This is a genomic window from Pseudonocardia xinjiangensis, assembly GCF_012911925.1.
GTDB lineage: Bacteria > Actinomycetota > Actinomycetes > Mycobacteriales > Pseudonocardiaceae > Pseudonocardia > Pseudonocardia xinjiangensis.
This window is the reverse complement of sequence record NZ_JAAXKY010000153.1, coordinates 1-17,225: the sequence shown is the minus strand read 5'-3', so window position 1 is coordinate 17,225 and position 17,225 is coordinate 1. Positions and strand designations below refer to the sequence as shown.

At 72.8% G+C, this 17,225-nt stretch carries 16 protein-coding genes; 7 read left to right on the top strand and 9 right to left on the bottom strand.

What is annotated here, in order from left to right; translation table 11 throughout:
* Positions 1-92 precede the first annotated feature (92 nt).
* Positions 93-1,184: an amidohydrolase family protein gene (locus HF577_RS31120; protein WP_407692256.1), complete on the bottom strand. Its 1,092-nt coding sequence runs from the start codon at positions 1,182-1,184 to the stop codon at positions 93-95.
* 3 nt (positions 1,185-1,187) lie between these two features.
* Positions 1,188-2,726, bottom strand: a complete 1,539-nt coding sequence (gene ffh, locus HF577_RS31115; RefSeq protein ID WP_169399568.1) for a signal recognition particle protein — start codon at positions 2,724-2,726, stop codon at positions 1,188-1,190.
* 125 nt (positions 2,727-2,851) lie between these two features.
* Here ffh and HF577_RS31110 point away from each other — a divergent pair, with 125 nt between their 5' ends.
* Positions 2,852-3,226: an HNH endonuclease gene (locus HF577_RS31110; protein WP_169399567.1), complete on the top strand. Its 375-nt coding sequence runs from the start codon at positions 2,852-2,854 to the stop codon at positions 3,224-3,226.
* 21 nt (positions 3,227-3,247) lie between these two features.
* On the opposite strand, the gene HF577_RS31105 is transcribed toward HF577_RS31110, so the two are convergent.
* Positions 3,248-4,360, bottom strand: coding sequence for a DUF4037 domain-containing protein (locus HF577_RS31105; RefSeq protein WP_312859499.1), 1,113 nt, complete (start codon positions 4,358-4,360; stop codon positions 3,248-3,250).
* 137 nt (positions 4,361-4,497) lie between these two features.
* Here HF577_RS31105 and HF577_RS31100 point away from each other — a divergent pair, with 137 nt between their 5' ends.
* From HF577_RS31100 to HF577_RS31075, 6 genes are all read left to right on the top strand, one after another.
* Positions 4,498-5,514 carry a LacI family DNA-binding transcriptional regulator gene (locus HF577_RS31100; protein ID WP_169399566.1) on the top strand — a complete coding sequence of 339 codons (1,017 nt, stop codon included), beginning with the start codon at positions 4,498-4,500 and terminating at the stop codon, positions 5,512-5,514.
* 128 nt (positions 5,515-5,642) lie between these two features.
* Positions 5,643-6,881: a sugar ABC transporter substrate-binding protein gene (locus tag HF577_RS31095; RefSeq protein WP_169399565.1), complete on the top strand. Its 1,239-nt coding sequence runs from the start codon at positions 5,643-5,645 to the stop codon at positions 6,879-6,881.
* Positions 6,874-7,887, top strand: a complete 1,014-nt coding sequence (locus tag HF577_RS31090) for a carbohydrate ABC transporter permease (RefSeq protein ID WP_169399564.1) — start codon at positions 6,874-6,876, stop codon at positions 7,885-7,887. Before HF577_RS31095 ends, HF577_RS31090 begins: the two co-directional genes overlap by 8 nt.
* A gap of 7 nt (positions 7,888-7,894) precedes the next feature.
* Complete coding sequence (locus tag HF577_RS31085; RefSeq protein ID WP_169399563.1) at positions 7,895-8,722, top strand: carbohydrate ABC transporter permease; 828 nt, start codon at positions 7,895-7,897, stop codon at positions 8,720-8,722.
* 43 nt (positions 8,723-8,765) lie between these two features.
* Entirely contained in the window at positions 8,766-9,545 is a 780-nt protein-coding gene (locus HF577_RS31080) for a ThuA domain-containing protein (RefSeq protein WP_169399562.1), read from the top strand.
* Positions 9,542-10,648: a Gfo/Idh/MocA family protein gene (locus tag HF577_RS31075; RefSeq protein WP_169399561.1), complete on the top strand. Its 1,107-nt coding sequence runs from the start codon at positions 9,542-9,544 to the stop codon at positions 10,646-10,648. The genes HF577_RS31080 and HF577_RS31075 overlap by 4 nt, the downstream gene beginning before the upstream one ends.
* A 195-nt stretch (positions 10,649-10,843) precedes the next feature.
* Here HF577_RS31075 and HF577_RS31070 read toward each other — a convergent pair whose 3' ends face one another.
* The 6 genes from HF577_RS31070 to ftsY form a co-directional block, all read right to left on the bottom strand.
* The gene (locus HF577_RS31070; RefSeq protein WP_312859498.1) at positions 10,844-11,455 is read right to left on the bottom strand and encodes an AAA family ATPase; all 612 of its coding nucleotides are present in this window, start codon (positions 11,453-11,455) and stop codon (positions 10,844-10,846) included.
* 136 nt (positions 11,456-11,591) lie between these two features.
* Entirely contained in the window at positions 11,592-13,946 is a 2,355-nt protein-coding gene (locus tag HF577_RS31065) for a [protein-PII] uridylyltransferase (protein ID WP_312859497.1), read from the bottom strand.
* A complete protein-coding gene (locus HF577_RS31060) occupies positions 13,943-14,281 on the bottom strand; it encodes a P-II family nitrogen regulator (RefSeq protein ID WP_169399559.1) in 339 nt (112 codons plus the stop codon). The genes HF577_RS31065 and HF577_RS31060 overlap by 4 nt, the downstream gene beginning before the upstream one ends.
* A 109-nt stretch (positions 14,282-14,390) precedes the next feature.
* Positions 14,391-14,729 carry a P-II family nitrogen regulator gene (locus tag HF577_RS31055; protein WP_169399558.1) on the bottom strand — a complete coding sequence of 113 codons (339 nt, stop codon included), beginning with the start codon at positions 14,727-14,729 and terminating at the stop codon, positions 14,391-14,393.
* Positions 14,730-14,732: 3 nt separating this feature from the next.
* On the bottom strand, positions 14,733-16,115 hold the full coding sequence (locus tag HF577_RS31050) for an ammonium transporter (protein WP_312859496.1): 1,383 nt from the start codon (positions 16,113-16,115) through the stop codon (positions 14,733-14,735).
* A 163-nt stretch (positions 16,116-16,278) separates the two neighbouring features.
* Positions 16,279-17,225 (bottom strand): signal recognition particle-docking protein FtsY (gene ftsY, locus HF577_RS31045; RefSeq protein ID WP_169399557.1); only part of this gene is annotated, 947 nt, incomplete at its 5' end.

Sequence of the window (17,225 nt, the reverse complement as noted above, 5' to 3'; positions counted from 1 at the left end):
CACCCACCCGACGCTACCGGCCCTGGGCAGGGGGCGTCGCCCTACAAGCTGTGGGTGGCGGCCACGGTTGCGCCGCACCGGCGCGCACCGGTTCAGCCGCCGGCGTGCACCGGGCGGCCGCGCAGCATCACGAGGGCGGGTTCGCGCAGGACCGCGAGGTCGGCGCGCGGGTCGGACCGGTAGACCACGAGGTCGGCGCGCGCCCCCGGGTGCAGTGCCGGGCGGCCGAGCCAGCGCCGGGCCGACCAGCTCGCCGCGCCGAGCGCGTCGACGGCGGACATGCCGGCGCCGTGCAGGGCGGCGATCTCGTCGGCGAGGCGTCCGTGCTCGATCCCGCCACCCGCGTCGGTGCCGGCGTAGACGGGCACCCCGGCCTCGACGGCCCGCTGCACGACCCCCACGGCTCCGGCGTGCAGCTTCCGCATGTGCGCCGCGTAGGTCGGGTACCTGCCGGCCATGTCGGCGATGCCGGGGAACGTGTCGATGTTGATCATCGTGGGGACCAGCGCAGTGCCGCGTGCCGCCATCTCCGCGATGAGGTCGTCGGTGAGCCCGGGACCGTGCTCGATGCAGTCGATGCCGGACCGGATCAGGCCCGGGAGGGCGTCGGCCCCGAACACGTGGGCCGTGACCCTGGCCCCCGCGGCGTGGGCCGCCTCGACCGCGGCGACCAGCACGTCGTCGGGCCACACCGGCGCGAGGTCGCCGACGGACCGGTCGATCCAGTCGCCCACCAGCTTCACCCAGCCGTCCCCGGCCGCAGCCTGCTCGGCGACCACGTCCGGCAGCAGCGCAGGGTCGTCGAGCTCGGCGGCGACACCGGGGATGTAGCGCTTCGGACGGGCGATGTGCACCCCGGCGCGGATGATCTCCGGCAGGTCGTCGCGGACCTGTAACGGGGTGGTGTCGAGCGGTGAGCCGCAGTCGCGGATCAGCAGCGTGCCGGCGTCGCGGTCGGTGCGGGCCTGGGCGTCGGCCTCCTCGAGCCCGACGGCGCCTGCCGAGCCGAGCCCGATGTGGCAGTGCGCGTCGACGAGCCCCGGCACGATGTACCCGCCGTCGATCAGCGTCTCCGCGCCGGGGATGTGCTCCACGAGCACACCCGCCGCGTCGACGAACAGCTCGACGGACTGCTCGTCGCCGGCCCCTCCCGGACCCAGGAGCACCCCCCGCAGCCGGTACACGTGCTACTTCCCCTTCGGGAACTTCAGCTTGCTCGGGTCGAAGCCGGGCGGGAGCTGGTCGAGCCCCGGCGGGAGCTGGCGCAACGACGGCGGCAGACCCGAGAGGTCGGGGGCGGCGCCGCCGAAACCGGCGGGCAGGGCCGGGCGGGGCGACGACGGACCACGCCCCTTGCCCTTCTTTCCCTTGCGCCCCTTGGCCTGCTTGCGGGTGGCGCTGCGGCCACCGCCGAAGCCGAACTGCCCGGCCATCTGCTTCATCATCTTGCGCGCTTCGAAGAACCGGTTGACCAGCTCGTTCACGTCGGTGACGGACACCCCGGAACCGTTGGCGATGCGCAGCCGCCGCGACCCGTTGATGATCTTCGGGTCGGCCCGCTCCCCCGGGGTCATGCCGCGGATGATGGCCTGCAGCTTGTCGAGGTGCTTGTCGTCGACCTGGGCGAGCGCGTCCTTCATCTGCCCGGCGTTGGCCCCGGGGAGCATGCCGAGGATGTTGCCGATCGGCCCCATCTTGCGCACGGCGAGCATCTGCTCGAGGAAGTCCTCGAGGGTGAGCTCCCCCGTGCTGATCTTGGCGGCGGCCTTGGCCGTCTGCTCCTCGTCGAACGCCGACTCGGCCTGCTCGATCAGCGTGAGCAGGTCGCCCATCCCCAGGATGCGGCTGGCCATCCGGTCGGGGTGGAAGACGTCGAAGTCGGCCAGCTTCTCACCGCTGGACGCGAAGAGGATGGGCTCGCCGGTGACCTCGCGCACCGACAGCGCCGCGCCACCGCGGGCGTCGCCGTCGAGCTTGGTGAGCACCACGCCGCTGAAGCCCACGCCGTCGCGGAACGCCTCCGCGGTGGCCACGGCGTCCTGACCGATCATGGCGTCGACGACGAACAGCGTCTCGTCGGGCCGCGTGGCGTCACGGATGTCGGCGGCCTGCCGCATCAGCTCCTCGTCGACGCCGAGGCGGCCCGCGGTGTCGACGATGACGACGTCGAACATCTTCTCGCGGGCGTGGGCGACGCCGCGGCGGGCGACGTCCACCGGGTCGCCGACGCCGTTGCCCGGCTCGGGGGCGAACGTGGTGACGCCCGCCCGCTCGCCGACGATCTGCAGCTGGGTGACCGCGTTGGGCCGCTGGAGGTCACACGCGACGAGGAGCGGGGTGTGCCCCTGCCCCTTGAGCCAGTGGGCCAGCTTGCCGGCCAGCGTGGTCTTGCCGGAGCCCTGGAGACCGGCGAGCATGATCACGCTCGGCGGCTCCTTGGCCAGCCGCAGGCGCCGGGTCTCGCCGCCGAGGATCGTCACGAGCTCGTCGTTGACGATCTTGACTACCTGCTGGGCGGGGTTCAGCGCGCCGGAGACCTCCGCGCCCTTGGCCCGCTCCTTGACCCGCGCGATGAAGCCGCGGACCACCGGCAGCGCGACGTCGGCCTCCAGCAGCGCGATGCGGATCTCGCGCGCGGTGGCATCGATGTCGGCGTCGGAGAGCCGCCCCTTGCCACGCAGGTTGGCCAGGGTGCCGCTGAGGCGCTCGGAGAGGGTGTCGAACACCCGGCCCAGCCTACTGGGGCGATGGTCACCCGCGCTGCACCGGAGCGCCGTGGAGACGCCTCGGTGGGGCGGGGCGCCTCGCCCGTCCCGTGCGCCGCGCGCCGCGGCGGCGGACACTCCAGGTGATGACCGCTCGAACCGGCCGCCGGGAGCGGCTGCGCAGCGCCGTGCAGCGCGACGGCCCCCGCTGCGTGTGGTGCCGCCGCGAGTGCACCGGCCTCGTCCGCGCCACCACCGACCACCTCGTCCCGAAGGTCAAGGGCGGCCCGTCCTGGCTCGAGAACGAGGTGGTCGCGTGCGCGCGCTGCAACCGGGAACGCGGGCACCGCAGCCCCACCGACTGGGTCGCGGAGTGCGAGCGTCGCGGCTGGCGGCCCGATGCCGACGCCGTCGCCCGGGCTCTGCGCTCCCTGGACCGAGCCATCGTCGAGCGCGGTGGTCAGCGCCGCGCCCGCCCCTACCTCGCGGCCCAGCTGCGCCGGGTGGCCCGGGCGGCCTGAGCCCCGCACGGCCACGGGGCGTCAGCGAGCCTCGGGTGCCTCCGCCCCGGCGAGCACGGCCCGGGCCGCGGCCCGGCACCGACGGGGATCGGACAGCACGTCGGTGCTGTCGACGTACTGGTCGATCGCACCCACCACGGGCAGGGACCGGATCTCCGCAGCGCTGATGCCGGCGACGAGAGCGGCGGCGAAGCGCTCGGCGCGCAGCACCCGGAACGGCCGTTCGTGATAGGGCCGGGTGGCCGGGTCCACCGGTTCGGTGAGCCCCAGCCGGTTGTGCATGCCGGCGATGTCCTCGTAGGCGCGGGCGAGGTGCTGCTCCCGGTCCCGCCATCCGGTGGCGGCCAGTGCCGCGATGAGCGTGGGCGTGAGGCCCGGCGCACAGCCGAGCCGGGCGAAGGCGCTGCCCAGCCATTTGCTGTAGGGCGGGTAGCTGCGACCCATCAGGAGACACAGGCGCATCAGGTCACGGACCAGGCGGGCGCCGACGACGGCCGAGCCGAGCTCGTCGCCGACCTCGCCGCACCGCCCGACGAAGGCCTCCTCCTGGGAGATGCGCTGCCACTGGCAGGCCAGGACGTGGCGCCACACGTCCGGCGGGTACCACGCCAGCCGGGAGCGGGCCGCGACGAGCTGGGCGAGTCCGTCGTGGAACACCACCCCTGCGCTCGCCTCGGCCAGTGCCTGCGTGGGGGTGGCCAGCCAGTCGGCCACGGTGACGGCACGACGTGGGTCGAACCCCAGGTGCCGGGAGAACCAGGTGCCGAGATCGGTGACCTCGACCCGGTGGTGGACCGGCCCTTCGGTGGCCGCCATGCGCCGGACCTGCTCGTTCTCCGTCGGCACGAAGTGGGTGGGGTAGCCGAGGAAGGTCGCGGGCAGGCGGTCGGCCAGCGTCTCGACGATCTTCTCCGCGTACCGGTCCGCGTCGGCCGGATGCAGGAACACCTGTAGCCGCGGCCCCCACTCGTGGTCGGCAGAGCGCGGGGTGTCGAAGCCGAGCACCTCCGAGCCGCCCCCGATGCGGGCGGCGGTGTGCGGAACGTGGCCGACGTACCTGCCGAGCAACGGCTCCACCACGTCGTCGTAGTACCGCTGCGACAGCTGCAGGCCGGGAACGAACGCGGGATCCACGGCCCGAATGGTGGTGGACACCCGCGGCCGGGGCGATCGGTTTCGACGACGATCCGGGTCTTGCCCTCCCCCGTGATCTCTCGCTACCGTCACGCCGCTGTCGATGCGTATCGACACCACTGGGGGGCGACGCCGCGATGGTGACCAGCAGGGACGTCGCCCGGGCCGCCGGGGTCTCCCAGAGCACGGTCTCCTACGTGATGAGCGGCCGGCGGCCGATCTCGGCCGAGACGCGCCGGCGGGTCGAGGCGGCGATCGAGCAGCTCACCTACCAGCCGAACGCGGGCGCCAGGGCGCTCGCGAGCCAGCGCACGCAGGTGATCGGCCTCGTCGTGCCGTTCGCGCCGGGTGTCGACACCACGGGGCTGCTGCCCTTCATCGAGACGATCGCCTCCTGCGCGCGGGCGGCCGACCACGACGTCCTCCTCGTCACCGCGGACGAGGGGTCGGCAGGCCTCGAACGGCTGGCCGGACGGTCGTTGTGCGACGCCATCGTGATGATGGACATCGAGGCCGACGACGCCCGGATCCCGGTGGCCTCGGCGCTGCGCGTGCCGGTGATCCTCATCGGCGTTCCCGACGACAGTGCCGGGCTGCATTGCGTCGACCTGGACTTCCCGCTGGCCGGGCGCATGGCGGTGGACGAGCTGGCCGGGATCGGGCACGACCGGATCGTGGTCGTCGGCCACCCGGCCGAGGTGGTGAAGCGCGACGTCAACTTCGTCCGGCGGTTCCACCGCGGGGCGGCCGACGCCGCCGATGCCCGCCGGGTGGCGCTGCACGTGGTGGCACCGGTGCCGCCGGACCGGGCCGGCATCGAAGCGGTCGTGGAGCAGGTGCTCGCCGTGGGCGGCGACCGGCCGGGCGTGGTCGTGCCGAACTCGCAGGCGGTCCAACCGGTGCTGCAGGCCCTGCTCGACCGCGGGCTCGTCCCGGGTCGCGACCTGTCCCTCGTCGCGCTGTGGCCCGACGTCGCCGCCGAGGCCGTCACGCCCGCCGTCACCAACGTGTCGCTCGAACCACGGGACGTGTCGCGCCGGGCCATGCAGACCCTGTTCCAGCTCCTCGACCCGGAGCAGGAACCGCCGTCCGAGCTCGTGCAGCTCATCGCCCCACGCCTGACCCGCCGAAGAACCACCCTGCCCCCTTCCTGACCACCCACCGCGGCCACACCGGTTCCGATGGGCGCAATCGATACGTATCGACAGCAGCACCGCAGGTCGACAACTGAACCGAAGGATGTACGCCGCCCCCGCGGACGGCATCGACGAGAGGACCAGACATGGCTCGACGAGGAGCACGACTGGGCAGGACCGCGCTGGCGACCGCCACCGCACTGGCGACCGCGGCGACCCTCGCCGCCTGCGGCGGAGGCGGGGCCGGCGACTCCGGTGGCCCCGTGACCAGCCTCCGCGTTCTCGACTACTACAACAACGAGCCGGAGAACACGGTGTACGCCGATCTCCTCAACGCCTGTGGGCAGCAGGCAGGCGTGACGATCCAGCGCGAGGCCGTGCCCGGCGCCTCGCTGATCGCCAAGGTCCTGCAGCAGGCGTCGTCCCGGACGCTCCCCGACGTCCTGATGCTCGACAACCCCGACCTCCAGCAGATCGCGGCGACCGGAGCGCTCTCCCCGATCACCGACTTCGGCCTCTCCACGGACGGCTACGCCAACGGCATCGTCAGCGCCTCGACCTACGAGGGCAAGGTCTACGGGATGCAGCCGGTGACCAACACCATCGGCCTGTTCTACAACGAGGACATGCTGGCCGCGGCCGGTGTGACACCTCCGAAGACCTGGGACGAGCTGAAGGCGGCAGCCGCGAAGCTCACCTCCGGCGACCGGTACGGGCTCGCGTTCAGCGCGCCGGCCAACTACGAGGGCACCTGGCAGTTCCTGCCGTTCATGTGGTCCAACGGCGGGGACGAGACGAACATCGCGAGCCCGCAGGTGGCCCAGGCCCTGCAGCTGTGGGTCGACCTCGTGACGTCGGGGTCCGCGTCGAGGTCGGTGGTCAACTGGACGCAGGCCGACGTCAACGAGCAGTTCGGCGCGGGCAAGGCGGCCATGATGATCAACGGTCCGTGGCAGTTCCCCGCGCTGGCCCAGAAGGCCCCCGACCTGAAGTACGGGGTCGTGCCGATCCCGGTGCCCCAGGCCGGCGCCACCGAGGTCGCCCCGCTCGGCGGCGAGACCTGGACCCTCCCCCGCACCGGAGACGAGGCACGCCAGAAGAAGGCCGCGGAGATCGTCGCGTGCCTGAACTCCGACGCCACGCAGATGAACCTCGCCACGGAGCGCAGCTCCGTGCCGACGAAGACCGCGCTGCTCGACGGCTTCGTCGCGCAGGCCCCGACGATGGCCGCGTTCACCGAGCAGGTGAAGACCGCGCGGGCGCGCACCGGCAAGCTCGGGGCGGACTGGCCCGCCGCCGCCACCAAGATCTACACGGCCGTCCAGAGCGCCATCACCGGCGGCGCCACCCCGGACGCCGCTCTGCGACAGGCCCAGAATGGCTGAGGAGGGCCGGGCGGGCGGCACGACCGCCCGCCCGCCGCTCCTGACGGTGGTGGCCCCGGATCCGCCGGCACCGGGCGCCGCGGCCGGCACCGACCGGCCCGGTCGCGCGGGGTGGTGGTCGCCGCGGGGGCGGGAGCGGTTGCTCCAGCTGGGGTTCCTGCTCCCCGCCGTGGCCTACCTGCTGCTCTTCTTCGGCTACCCCGTGGTGCAGAACGTCGTGATGGCGTTCCAGGAGTACACGACGGCCACCTTCTACACGGGCGAGGCGCCCTGGGTGGGGCTCGACAACTACGTGGCGGTGCTGACGTCCGCGGTGTTCAACCAGGCGCTGGTCAACACGGTGCTGTTCACCGTCGGGTCGATCGCGGGGCAGTTCGTGATCGGGCTGGCGATCGCGGTGTTCTTCCAGCGCCGCTTCCCGCTCAGCGGGGTGCTGCGCTCCCTGCTGCTCCTGCCGTGGCTGATGCCGCTGATCGTGTCCGGCGCCGTCTGGCGCTGGATCCTCGACCAGGACAACGGCGCGCTCAACCGGTTCCTCGGCGGGGTGGGCCTCATCGGGGAGAACCCTGGCTGGCTCACGAGCACGTCGCTGGCGCTGATCGCGGTGATCGTCGTGAACATCTGGGTGGGGATCCCGTTCAACACCACGATCCTCTACGGGGGTCTGCAGGACGTCCCCCGGGAGCTCTACGAGGCGGCGGCCCTGGACGGAGCCACCGGCTGGCGGGCCTTCCGGCACGTCACCTGGCCGCTGCTGCGGCCGGTGGTGAACGTCGTGCTGGTGCTCGGCGTCGTCTACACGATCAAGGTGCTCGACATCATCCTCGGGCTCACCGGCGGCGGCCCCGCCAACGCCACCCAGACGATCGCCACCCAGTCCTACCACCTGTCCTTCCAGGAGTTCCGGTTCGGCCAGGGCGCCGCGCTCGGCAACGTCCTGATCGTCATCTCGCTGGTGTTCGCGCTCTTCTACCTGCGTGCCAACCGGCGCGCCGGACAGGGGTGAGGCCGTCATGGCAGTGATCGCAGGCCGGCGCGCCCGGCGCTCGTGGGGGAACACGGTGGTCGGGATCCTGATCCTCGCCGTGATGCTGTTCCCCGTCTACTGGATGGTCAACGTCTCGCTGCAGCCCAGCGGCTCCGCGGTCGGCACCCCGTGGCTCCCCCTCCATCTGAGCTTCGACGGGTACGCCACCGCGGTGCGCGAGCAGGGCGGCCACCTGGCGACCAGCCTCGTCGTCGCGGTGGGCAGCGTGGTGTTCAGCCTGCTCGTCGCCACCCCGGCGGCCTACGCACTCGCGCAGTTCAAGGTGCGCGGGGCAGGCGTGGTGCTGTTCGCGATCCTGATCAGCCAGATGATCCCGGGGATCGTCGTGGCGAACGCCCTCTACAGCGCCTACAACGACCTCGGCCTGCTGAACTCGATCCCCGGGCTGATCCTCGCCGACTCCACGCTCGGCATCCCGTTCGCGATCCTGATCATGCGGGCGTTCCTCGGCAGCATCCCGGCCGAGGTGATCGAGGCCGCGCGGGTGGACGGCGCAGGTCAGATCCGCGCGTTCGTCTCGGTGGTGCTGCCGATGAGCCGCAACGCCCTGATCACGGCCGCGCTCTTCACCTTCCTGTTCACCTGGAGCGACTTCCTGTTCGCACTGACGCTCACCACCACCGAGGACGTCCGGCCCGTGACGCTGGGGCTCTACCAGTACATCGGGACCTACGTGAACGACTGGAGCGCGGTGATGGCCACGGCCGTCCTCGCGTCCCTCCCCGCCGTGGTGCTGCTGGTGGTGGCGCAGCGCTTCGTCGCCGCCGGCGTGACCAGCGGCGCCGTCAAATGACCCGCATGCCCGAGTGTTCCGACGACGAAAGGCAGAACCGGCTGTGACCGACCCGTCCTCCGCCCCCATCCGCGTGACCGTGTGGGGGGAGAACCGCCACGAGCAGATCGAGGAGCACGTCGCGAAGATCTACCCGCAGGGGATGCACACGACGATCGCCGAGGGCATCACCGAGAACCTGGGAGACGGCTGCGCCGTCCGCACCGCCACCCTCGACGACCCCGAGCACGGCCTCACCGAGGAGGTGCTGGCGGAGACCGACGTGCTCACCTGGTGGGGGCACGCCGCCCACTCCGAGGTGGCCGACGAGGTGGTGGAGCGCGTGCACCGGCACGTCCTGTCGGGCATGGGTCTCGTGGTGCTGCACTCCGGGCACTGGTCGAAGATCTTCATGAAGCTGATGGGCACCAGCTGCACCCTGCGGTGGCGCAGCGAGCACGACCGCGAGCTGATCTGGACGGTCGACCCCACGCACCCGATCGCCCAGGGCGTGCCCCACCCGTTGATCATCGACGAGGACGAGATGTACGGGGAGTTCTTCGACATCCCGGCCCCCGACGAGCTGGTCTTCGTCAGCTCGTTCAGCGGTGGCGAGGTGTTCCGCAGCGGCTGCACGTTCCGCCGCGGCCACGGGAAGATCTTCTACTTCCGCCCCGGCGACCAGGACTTCCCCACCTACCACCACCGCGACGTCCGCCGGGTGATCGCCAACGGCGTGCAGTGGGCGCGCACCGACCGGGCCGAGCGGGCCCAGCCGGAGCTGCTGCGCTACGAGACCGGCGAGTTCTTCACCGGCCGGTCCTACGCGGGGCCGATCGAATGACCCACCGCACGATCCCGGGCGACGAGCCGCTGCGGGTGGTGCTGGCCGGGGCGGGCAGCATGGGCCGGGCGTGGCTCTCGACCATCGTCGCCGCGCCCGACGTCGAGCTGGTGGCCGTCGCGGACATCGACCCGGATACCGCCCGGTCGGCCACCGCCGCCGCGGGGTGGCCCGACCTCCCGGTCGGCGCCGACGCGGTCGCCCTCGCCGCCACCACGGGCGCCCACGCCGTGGTCGACGCGACGGTCCCGGAGGCGCACCACCCCGTCACCACCGCGGCGCTCTTCGCCGGCCTGGCCGTGCTCGGGGAGAAGCCCGTGGCCGCGACGCTGGCGCAGGCGCTGTCGCTGGCCGCGGCGGCCGAGGTGACCGGCGAGCTGTTCATGGTGAGCCAGTCGCGGCGGTGGAACCCGCAGCTGTTCGCGCTGCGGGCCATGGCGGCGGACCTCGGCGCGCTCGGGACACTCACCACCGAGTTCTTCCGGGCGCCGCGGTTCGGCGGGTTCCGCGAGGAGATGGCGCACCCGCTGCTCGTCGACATGGCGATCCACCCCTTCGACTCGGCCCGGTTCGTCCTCGGCGCCGAGCCGGTCGCGGCCTACTGCGAGGCGTACAACCCGTCGTGGAGCTGGTACGACGGGGCGGCCGCCGCCACGGCCGTGTTCGAGATGGAGGGCGGCATCCGCTACGTCTACACCGGAAGCTGGTGCAGCCCCGGCGCCGAGACCTCCTGGAACGGCGTGTGGCGGGTGAGCGGGGAGAAGGGCTCGGCCCGGTGGGACGGCGACACCGGACCGGTGCTCGACGCCGACGTGCTGCCCGCGGAACGGTCACCGTCGCCGTACTCGGGCATCGCGGGGGCGCTCCAGGTGTTCGCCGAGGCACTGCGCACCGGCAGCACCCCGATGGGCGAGGTGCACGAGAACGTGCTGAGCCTCGCCATGGTGGAGGCGGCCGTGCGGTCGGCCGAGAGCGGCAGGCGGGTGCTGATCGACGACGTGCTCGACCAGGCCCACGAGCAGGCGCTGCGCGAGGAGACCCACGCGGACGTCCGCGCGGCGCTCGCCGGTTGGACGTCGGTGCGCAGCGCTCTCACCGCCTGACCCGGTGCCGGGCCGGACCCAGCGGCCCGGCACCAGGCCGTGTTGAGAAAGCCCCTGATCGCGGTCTTCGCGCCCAGATCGTCCCTGGCGGCGTTGCCGCCCCGACCGGGTACCAAGTACGACGGCTCGGGGCGGCGCCTTGCCAGGAACGATCTGGATCACGAAGCCCATCGATCAGTACTTCCTCAACACGGCCTAACTCTGTTGGGCTCGCCCGGTGTCCAGCCGCAGGCCGCCGGCGGCCGCTGCCCGGTCGAGCACCGTGACGCTCTCCCAGCCGGCGGGCACGCCCGCGAGGAGCTCGGCGGTGGCGGACGAGGCCCGGTGCGCGTGCCCGGCGAAGGAGCGCTCGGGCACCATCCGGCCCCGTTCGCACTGCCCCCGCCGGGCCTCGTCCGGGTCGACGTGCATCCAGAGCAGGTGCGCGCTGCGTCCGGTGGCTGCCGCGAGCCGGGCGAGTACCGCGCGGGTGCGCTGGTCGGTGGCGGGCAGGTGGACGACCACCGTGGGCGTGGCCGAGACGGCCGCGGTGAGCACGGCCAACCGGTGCAGCAGGTGCACCAGTGGCCGGTACCAGGCGTAGGGCAGCACGCCCAGGAGGCGCCGCAGCGCCACGCGCTGGGTCTCGGAGTCGAGCACGGCGCGGCCCCGGTCGGCGGGCAGCCCGGCGAGCAGGGTGGACTTCCCCGCTCCCGGGATGCCTGCCACGAGCAGCAGCGTGCGACCGGGCAGGGCGAGGCGCACGGGCGGGGCGGCCGGTGTGGGGGCTGCGGCGGCCGGTGCGGCGGTCGAGCTCGCTCTCGTCACGAGAGGTCAACGTCCGTTCCGGGTGGTTCGTTCCGATCGCCCGCCCCCCGTGGGCCGGACGGCCGTCCCGTTGCAGCAAAGCCACTTTCATGCAACCACGTTGCGGCAACGTGGCTTTGCTGCAACTCGGGGGGCGCTACCCCGCCGCCGCGAGCACCGCCCGCTCGATCTTGCGGCGCTCCGCCGTGCTCAGCGCTCCCCCGGTGCCCGGCCCGGCGAGGCAGAACGAGTCGACGACGGACGCACCCAACGTGGCCACCCTGGCCCATCTCAGGTCGGCCCTGCACTCCTCCAGCGCGGCGGCCACGTGGTGCAGGAGGCCGATCCGGTCGGTGCCACGCAGCTCCAGCACCACGGCCCCGGTGGCCTCGTCGTCGAACCACAGCACCCGGGGCGGGGCCGGCGGTTCCCCGCTCGGGCTGATCGGGGCGTAGTCACGCTCCTTGCGCGCCAGCGCGTCAGCAAGCGCGAGACCGCCGTCGAGCACCCGGATCAGGTCCGACCGCAGGAGCGCCGGGTCGGGCAGCCCGCCGAAGCGCGGGGAGACGGTGAAGGTGACGACGGCCGCCTGCTCGGCGGACGGCAGCTCGGCCGCGTGCACCTCCAGGGAGTGCAGCGCCAGCACACCGGCAGCGGCCGACAGGGCCCTCGGGCCGTCCGGCACCGCCACGATGACGGTGGCCGGGTCGGCGCGGTCGTCGAGCCGGATCTGCGGCTGCCCGTCGTCGGCGACGGCACCGGCGAGCTCCGCGGCGTCGGCGCTCAGTGCGGCGGGCGCGGGCAGCGGCTCCCCGGCCAGCAGGGCGCGGCAGCGGCGTACCAGGTCCTGGATCAGGGTCTGCTTCCACGGGCTCCAGACCCCCGGGCCGGTGGCGAGCGCGTCGGCCTCGGCGAGGGACTGCAGCAGGTCGAGGACGAGCCCGCTGCCCTCCAGCGTCTCGACGACGCGGGTGATCGTGGCCGGGTCGTCGAGGTCGCGCCGGGTGGCCGTGTGCGGCAGCAGCAGGTGGTGTCGCACCACCTGGCCCAGCACGGCCACGTCCGTGTCGGGGAAGCCGAGTCGCCTGCCCACCTGCAGGGCCAGCGACTCCCCGACGACCGAGTGGTCGCCGTTGCGCCCCTTGCCGATGTCGTGGATCAGCGCGCCGACGAGCAACAGGTCCGGGCGCGCCACGCGGGTGGTGAGCCGGGCAGCCTGGGCGCAGGCCTCGACGAGGTGCCGGTCGACGGTCCACACGTGCGCACGGTCGCGCGGCGGCAGGTCGCGCACCGCGCCCCACTCGGGGAACAGCCGCCCCCACAGCCCGGTGCGGTCCAGCGCCTCCACCACGTCCACGAGCTGACGCCCGGTGCCCAGCAGCGAGAGCAGCTCGCCCAGCGCCGACGGTGGCCACGGCTCGCGCAGCTCGGGGGCGGTGTCGGCGAGCCGGTGCAGCGTGCCGGCGGCGATCGGCAGGCCGGTGCGGGCCGCGGTGGCCGCCACCCGCAGCACCAGCCCGGGATCGCGAGGGGCCACGGCGTCGCGGGCGAGCGCCACCTCGCCGCCGTGCTCGACGACGCCACTGTCCAGCGGACGCCGCACGGGAGCGCGCCGCAACGCGGCCAGACCGCGCCGCGGCAGGGCGCTGCGCGCGGAACGCAGCCCCACCTCGGCGGCGAACGCCACCGACCGGGCCGCGCCGGACAGGGCCCGCGCGAGCTCGAACCGGTCGGCGATCTCCAGCGCGGCCGCCACCTCGTCGGCGTCCTGCGCCCGCAGCACGTCTCGGGCCCGGCCGGCGAGCCGGTGCAGTTCGGTGCGGACGTCCAGCAGCAGCCTGCGGGCCTCCCCCACCTCGGCGCCCGGACGGTCGACGAGCTGGGCGGCGGCCAGCGCGTCGAGCAGCTGGATGTCGCGCAGGCCGCCGTGTCCGCTCTTCAGGTCCGGCTCCACCCGGTGCGCGACGTCACCGACCTTCCGCCAGCGCTCCTGCGCGGAGTCGGCGAGCTCGTCGAAGCGGCCGCGGATGCCGGCCCGCCACGCCTGCCGCACCGCGGCGCGCACCTTGTCCGACAGCGCGGTGTCGCCCGCGATGTGCCGGGCCTCCAGCAGCCCGAACGCGGCACGCAGGTCGGTGGCCGCCACCTGGACGGCCTGACCCGGGGTGCGCACCGAGTGGTCGAGGCCGATCCCCGCGTCCCACAGCGGGTACCACAGCTGCTCGGCCAGCCGCTCGACGTCCTTGCGGCCGTCGTGCAGCAGCACCAGGTCGAGGTCCGACCACGGAGCCAGCTCACGGCGGCCCAGCGCGCCGACGGCGATGAGCGCCGCGCGGTCGGTCAGCCCGATGGACGCCGCCCGCGACGACAGCCAGAAGTCGTGCAGGTCCACCAGCGCCGTGCGCAGCGCCTCGGGCCCGAGCCTGCGCTTGCCCACCCCCGGGTCCAGCAGCACGGCTTTCGCCCGGACCAGGTCCCCCGCGTCTCCCGACGCCACAGCCACCGCACTCACAGCGCGTCGGCACCCCGCTCGCCGGTGCGGACCCGCACGACGGTGTCGACAGGTGTGACCCACACCTTGCCGTCACCGATCTTGCCCGTACGGGCGGCGCCCGACACGGCCTCGATCACCTGCTCCACGGCGCCGTCGTCGACGACCACCTCGACGCGCACCTTGGGCACGAGATCGACGTGGTAGTCCGCACCCCGGTAGACCTCGGTATGGCCGCGCTGCCTGCCGTACCCCGACGACTCGCTGACGGTCATCCCGGCGATGTCCAGACGCTCGAGTCCGGCACGGACGTTCTCCAGTGCGAACGGCTTGATGATGGCGGTCACCAGCATCATCACGATCCTCCGATCGGTGACGAACCAGACAGTTCCGGAAAACGCGCCGGAGCCCGCCGCACGATCATGCTGTGCAGCGGGCCCTCGGATCCGACGTCAGATGAAATGATCAGATGGCGTCGGTGCCGCGCTCACCGGTACGGACCCGGATCACGCTCTCGACCGGAGTGACCCACACCTTGCCGTCGCCGATCTTGCCCGTACGGGCCGCCTCGACCACGGCGTCCACCACCTTGTCGGCGAGTGTGTCGTCGGCGACGACCTCCACCCGGACCTTCGGCACGAAGTCCACGGAGTACTCCGCGCCGCGGTAGACCTCGGTGTGGCCCTTCTGGCGCCCGTACCCCTGCACCTCGCTGACCGTCATGCCCAGGACGCCGATCTGCTCCAGCGCCCCCTTGACGTCCTCGAGGACGAACGGCTTGACGATCGCCGTGACCAGCTTCATCGCTCAGCTCTCCTTGCCTGCGTTTGCCGGAACGTGCTCCGCGGCCGCGTTCGTGGCTGCGGACGGCCGAGGCGTCCCGAGACCGCCGATGCCGTGGAGAGTGGAGAAGTCGTAGCCGGTCTCAGCGTGCTCGGTCTCGTCGATGCCGGTGGCCTCCTCCTCCGGGCTGATGCGCAGGCCCATGACCGCCTTGACGATGTAGGCCAGGATCAGGCTCACGACGAAGGAGAACGCCAGCACCGCGACCGCCCCGACCGCCTGCCGCCAGAGCTGGTCGACACCGCCGCCGTAGAAGAGGCCGTCCACCCCGGCCGGCGCGCTGGAGGTGGCGAAGAAGCCGACCAGCAGGGTGCCGGCCAGACCGCCGACGAGGTGGACACCGACCACGTCGAGTGAGTCGTCATAGCCGAAGCGGAACTTGAGACCGACGGCCAGCGCGCACAGGATGCCGGTGATGACCCCGATCGCGATGGCGCCGATCGGCGAGACCGACGAACACGACGGCGTGATGGCGACGAGGCCGGCGACGAGGCCGGACGCCGCGCCGAGGCTGGTGGGCTTGCCGTCGCGGATACGCTCGACCAGCAGCCAGGCCAGCATCGCGGCCGAGGTGGCCACCAGCGTGTTGACGAACGTGAGGCCCGCGACGCCGTTGGCCGCGACGGCCGAACCGGCGTTGAAGCCGAACCAGCCGAACCACAGGAGGCCGGCGCCGAGCATGACCAGCGTGAGGTTGTGCGGGCGCATGGGCTCGCGCGGCCAGCCGCGGCGCTTGCCGAGCACCAGCGCGAGTGCGAGAGCGGCGGCACCGGCGTTGATGTGCACCGCGGTGCCACCGGCGAAGTCGATCGCCTTGAGGTCGTTGGCGATCCAGCCACCGTTCTCGGCGGTGACGCCGTTGAACGAGAAGACCCAGTGCGCGACCGGGAAGTAGACGATGGTGGCCCACAATCCGGCGAACAGCAGCCACGGGCCGAACCGCAGGCGGTCGGCGACGGCACCGGAGATCAGGGCGACGGTGATGATCGCGAACATCGCCTGGAAGGCGACGAAGACCGTGGCGGGAATGGTGCCGACCAGCGGGATGTCGACGGGCGGCCCACCCTCGGTTGCGAGGTAGGTGCCGCCGAACAGGCCCTTGAGCCCGGCGAACTCCGCCGGGTTGCCGAGCAGCCCGCCGCCCACGTCGTTGCCGAACGCGACGGAGTAGCCGTAAAGCACCCACAGCACGCCGACCAGCCCGAGCGACGAGATGCTCATCATCATCATGTTCAGCACGCTCTTCGAGCGGACCATGCCGCCGTAGAACAGTGCCAACCCGGGTGTCATCAGCAGCACCAGCGCTGAGCTTGCCAGCATCCAGGCGGTATCGCCGGTATCGAGCACGTCAACTCCTTCCCGTCAGTCGCCGCTTTGCCTGGAGGTGGCGAGTGGAGCGGCAGATGACGGGAACTATCTGGCCGGTATGTTTCGCGCATCGTCCGCCGCTGTTTCGTAGCGGTGAACGCGCCGGCCCGTGGAGTTACATCCGGATTACACAGCCGGATTCTCAGGCCAACAGTGCATCGACGAATGCCGCGGGCTCGAACGGGGCGAGGTCGTCGGGCCCCTCACCGAGCCCGACGAGCTTGACCGGCACCCCCAGCTCGCGCTGCACCCGGAACACGATGCCGCCCTTCGCGGTGCCGTCGAGCTTGGTGAGCACGATGCCGGTGACGTCGACGACCTCGCCGAACACCCGGGCCTGGGTGAGCCCGTTCTGGCCGGTGGTGGCGTCGAGCACGAGCAGCACCTCGTCCACGGCGGCCTGCCGCGAGACGACCCGCTTGACCTTGCCCAGCTCGTCCATCAGGCCGGTCTTGGTGTGCAGCCGGCCCGCGGTGTCGAGCAGTACGGCGTCGGCGCCCTCGTCGGTGCCCTGCTTCACGGCGTCGAACGCCACGCTGGCCGGGTCGGCGCCCTCCGGGCCGCGCACCACGGTGGCTCCCGCCCGCTCACCCCAGGTGCCCAGCTGCTCGGCGGCGGCGGCGCGGAAGGTGTCGGCCGCACCGAGCACCACGTGGCGCCCACCGGCCACCAGCACCCTGGCCAGCTTGCCGGTGGTGGTGGTCTTTCCGGTGCCGTTGACCCCGACGATCAGCAGCACGGCGGGCCTGCCGTCGTGCGGGAGCGCGCGCAGCGAGCGGTCGAGATCGGTGCGCAGGGCGGCGGTGAGGACCTCGCGCAGCAGCTGCCTCGCCTGCTCCGACGTACGCACGGCTCGGCGAGCCAGCTCGGTGCGCAGGGTCTCCACCAGCTCGGACGTCATCTCGGGGCCGAGGTCGGCCTGCAGCAGCATGGCCTCCACGTCCTCCCACGACTCCTCGTCCAGCTCCCCGGCCCCCAGCAGGCCGAGCAGGCCCTGGCCGAAGCCGGAACGCGACCGGGCCAGCCGGCCGCGCAGCCGCTCGAGCCGGCCCTCGGCGGGGGCGATCTCCGGCGGCGCGGTGGGCGGGG

Coding starts and splice junctions, on each gene's coding strand:
- HF577_RS31110 (WP_169399567.1), top strand. CDS start 2,852: ATGACCGCTCGAACCGGCCGCCGGGAGCGGCTGCGCAGCGCCGTGCAG.
- HF577_RS31100 (WP_169399566.1), top strand. CDS start 4,498: ATGGTGACCAGCAGGGACGTCGCCCGGGCCGCCGGGGTCTCCCAGAGC.
- HF577_RS31095 (WP_169399565.1), top strand. CDS start 5,643: ATGGCTCGACGAGGAGCACGACTGGGCAGGACCGCGCTGGCGACCGCC.
- HF577_RS31090 (WP_169399564.1), top strand. CDS start 6,874: ATGGCTGAGGAGGGCCGGGCGGGCGGCACGACCGCCCGCCCGCCGCTC.
- HF577_RS31085 (WP_169399563.1), top strand. CDS start 7,895: ATGGCAGTGATCGCAGGCCGGCGCGCCCGGCGCTCGTGGGGGAACACG.
- HF577_RS31075 (WP_169399561.1), top strand. CDS start 9,542: ATGACCCACCGCACGATCCCGGGCGACGAGCCGCTGCGGGTGGTGCTG.
- HF577_RS31060 (WP_169399559.1), bottom strand. CDS start 14,281: ATGATGCTGGTGACCGCCATCATCAAGCCGTTCGCACTGGAGAACGTC.
- HF577_RS31055 (WP_169399558.1), bottom strand. CDS start 14,729: ATGAAGCTGGTCACGGCGATCGTCAAGCCGTTCGTCCTCGAGGACGTC.